This window comes from Chryseobacterium sp. 2TAF14 (genome assembly GCF_052115105.1).
Lineage (GTDB): Bacteria > Bacteroidota > Bacteroidia > Flavobacteriales > Weeksellaceae > Chryseobacterium.
Window position 1 is genome coordinate 1 of the sequence record NZ_JBFRGA010000246.1, and the last position, 3,317, is coordinate 3,317.

A 3,317-nucleotide genomic window follows, 5' to 3' on the forward strand; every position below is an offset into this window, starting at 1 on the left:
AAAATGTAAAGCTCGCGAAAATCATTCGTTTGGTGAATGGCCCAATTGCTTTACTTCCGTGCGTAAGTCTTAATTTTTACGAAAAATGTGCAGATTGTAATGAAGATCATTGCAGTTTGCATGATGTTTTAATTGAAGTAAGGGATGCTTCACTTAAAATTTTGGAAGAAAAAACACTTTTAGATTTAATAGATTAATTAAATCATAATTTAGATTTTATAAGTCTACTTATTTGGTAGGATAATATTTTTGTTCGATATTTGTTGGTATCAAACAGGAAATTATGTTTTCAAAAGAAGAGATTGATACTTTGCAGCAGCTTACTTTGGAAGAAGGATTAGATTTTATTTCTTCTAAATTCTCAGAAGGGGTTGTTTTCTCAACCTCGCTTGGTCAGGAAGACCAGGTTATTACAGATGCTGTTTTCAAAAATAATTTACCGATAAAAGTTTTCACGTTAGACACGGGAAGACTTTTTTATGAGCATTACGATCTGCTTTCAAAAAATAATTCACGTTATCAAAAGAAAACCGAAGTTTATTTTCCCGAACCTTCTGATGTTGAAAAATATGTCGTTGAAAAAGGAATTAATGCTTTCTATCATTCTGTAGAAAACAGAAAAGAATGTTGTTTCATCCGGAAAGTAAAACCTCTAAACCGAGCTTTGGAAAATGCCAAAGTCTGGATTACCGGACTTCGTTCCGAACAATCTGAAAACCGTGAAAATATGCCGATTCTGGAGTGGGATGAAGAACGAAAACTTTACAAATACAATCCGCTTATCAACTGGACGTATCAGGATGTTTTAAATTATTTAGAACAAAATAAAGTTCAGGAATTGTCTTTACACAAAAAAGGTTTCATCAGTGTTGGTTGTCAACCTTGTACAAGAGCAATTGTGGAGGGCGAAAATCCCAGAGCGGGACGTTGGTGGTGGGAAACTTCACAAAAGGAATGCGGTCTGCATTCTCATTAATTTTAATTTAATTTTTCAAATAATAATGACTGAATATAAACTAGACTATCTCGAACAACTAGAAGCTGAAAGCATTTATATCATGCGTGAAATTGCGGCTCAGTTTGAAAAACCAGCCTTGCTTTTCAGTGGCGGAAAAGATTCGATTACATTGGTTCATTTGGCGAAAAAAGCTTTCGCTCCGATGAAAATTCCTTTTCCTTTTGTGCATATTGATACGGGACACAATTTTCCTGAAGCGTTGCAGTTCAGAGATTATTTTGCCGAAAGTCTTGGCGCCGAATTAATTGTGCGAAAAGTGGAAGACACGATTAAAGCTAAAAAATTAACAGAGCCAAAAGGAAAATTTGCTTCAAGAAACTGGTTGCAAACCCATACTTTATTGGATACGATTGAAGAATTTCAGTTTGATGCCTGTATTGGCGGAGCGAGAAGAGATGAGGAAAAAGCCAGAGCAAAGGAACGATTTTTCTCTGTCCGTGATGAATTCGGACAATGGGATCCTAAATTACAACGCCCTGAATTGTGGAATATTTACAACGGAAGAATCAATAAAGGTGAAAACGTAAGAGTTTTCCCTATTTCAAACTGGACAGAGCTTGACGTTTGGAATTATATCAAAAAAGAAAATATCCAGCTTCCATCAATTTATTTCGCTCACAATCGTGATGTCATTGAATATGATGGACAATTAATTGCGGTTTCAGATTTTATCCAAATTGATGAAAATGATAAGATTCAAAACAAAAAAGTCCGTTACAGAACGGTTGGAGATATGACCTGTACCGCAGCTGTTGAAAGTTCAGCTGAAACTTTGGATGAGGTAGTCAACGAAATTACCGCTTCCAAAATTTCCGAGCGTGGCGAAACCCGAATCGACGATAAAGTTACCGAAGCCGCGATGGAAGATAGGAAAAAAGGAGGCTATTTTTAATATAAATGATAAGCGATAATTGATCAATGATCATTCATCAATTATCATTAATAAATAAACTTATGGACATACTAAGATTTATCACCGCAGGAAGTGTAGACGACGGCAAAAGTACGCTGATCGGAAGACTTCTCTACGACAGCAAAAATATATTGATTGACCAGCTTGAAGCTTTAGAAAAACAATCAAAAAATAAAAACGAAAACGGAATTGACCTTGCCATTTTAACCGACGGTTTGAGAGCTGAAAGAGAGCAGGGAATCACAATTGATGTGGCGTACCGATATTTTTCAACGCCGAAAAGGAAATTTATAATTGCAGATGCACCGGGACATATTCAGTACACCCGAAATATGATTACGGGAGCGTCAAATTCGCAATTGATTGTTATTCTGATCGATGCAAGACAAGGTGTCATCGAGCAGACAAGAAGGCATTCGATCATTGCTTCATTATTAAAAATGAAAAACGTGGTGGTTGCGATCAATAAAATGGATTTGGTAGATTATTCTGAAGAAGTTTTTAATGATATTAAAGCGCAATATGAATTGGTTGCCAAAAAACTGAAGCTCGAAAACGTCAGTTATTTCCCGATTTCGGCATTTCATGGAGATAATATTGTTTCTAAATCTGAGAAAACCAATTGGTACAGCGGAGAAACACTTTTAGACTTTCTTGAAAATGTTGAAATTAATGGAAATCAGGAAAATGAAAATCCGAGATTCCAGGTGCAGTATGTGATCCGTCCACAAACCGATGAGCTGCACGATTACAGAGGTTATGCCGGAGAAGTGATTTCGGGAATTTATAAAAAAGGTGATGAGATTACGGTTCTTCCGCAAAATATTCAGACGAAGATTTCAAAAATTGAAACCGGTGGAAAGGAGACTGAATTTGTATTTACCAATCAACCAGCGGTGATTCATATTGAAGATGATATCGACATCAGTCGTGGAGATTTTTTAGTAAAAACCAATCAGCAACCCAAAGTTGAAAATGAGCTTGAAGCCGTAGTTTGCTGGCTCGACAAAAAAGAACTGACCGAAGGCAATAAATATTTCATCCAGCATAAAAGCAAAACCCTGAAAGCGATTATAAAAGAAATCGAATATAAAATTGATGTCAATACTTTAGAACAAACTCCAATTACTGAAAGCATTAAATTGAATGAAGTGGTGAAAGTAAAATTAAAAACAGCTTCACCTTTGGTTTTTGACAGTTTTGAAGAAAGCAAATCAACCGGAAATGCGATTCTAATTGATGAAACGAGTAATTCTACCGTTGGAGCGGTAATGATTTTATAACATAAGACTTTAACCATTAAGTTCTATAAGTAATAAAGAAATTTTAAGATTTGTAAACAAATTAAGCAGTTTCTTAAAATATCAAAGATATTCTCTTAATGCA

General features: G+C 35.4%; 4 protein-coding genes. All 4 read left to right on the top strand.

Translation table 11 applies throughout. The features are described from left to right. Positions 1–197: Rrf2 family transcriptional regulator (locus AB4Y90_RS16800; RefSeq protein ID WP_441558718.1), on the top strand; the 197-nt coding region annotated here is incomplete at its 5' end. A gap of 86 nt (positions 198–283) precedes the next feature. After that, positions 284–976, top strand: a complete 693-nt coding sequence (locus AB4Y90_RS16805) for a phosphoadenylyl-sulfate reductase (protein ID WP_441558719.1) — start codon at positions 284–286, stop codon at positions 974–976. Between the two features lie 25 nt (positions 977–1,001). Next, positions 1,002–1,910: a sulfate adenylyltransferase subunit CysD gene (gene cysD, locus AB4Y90_RS16810; protein WP_441558720.1), complete on the top strand. Its 909-nt coding sequence runs from the start codon at positions 1,002–1,004 to the stop codon at positions 1,908–1,910. A gap of 62 nt (positions 1,911–1,972) precedes the next feature. Continuing rightward, positions 1,973–3,214, top strand: coding sequence for a sulfate adenylyltransferase subunit 1 (locus AB4Y90_RS16815; RefSeq protein WP_441558721.1), 1,242 nt, complete (start codon positions 1,973–1,975; stop codon positions 3,212–3,214). Positions 3,215–3,317 lie beyond the last annotated feature (103 nt).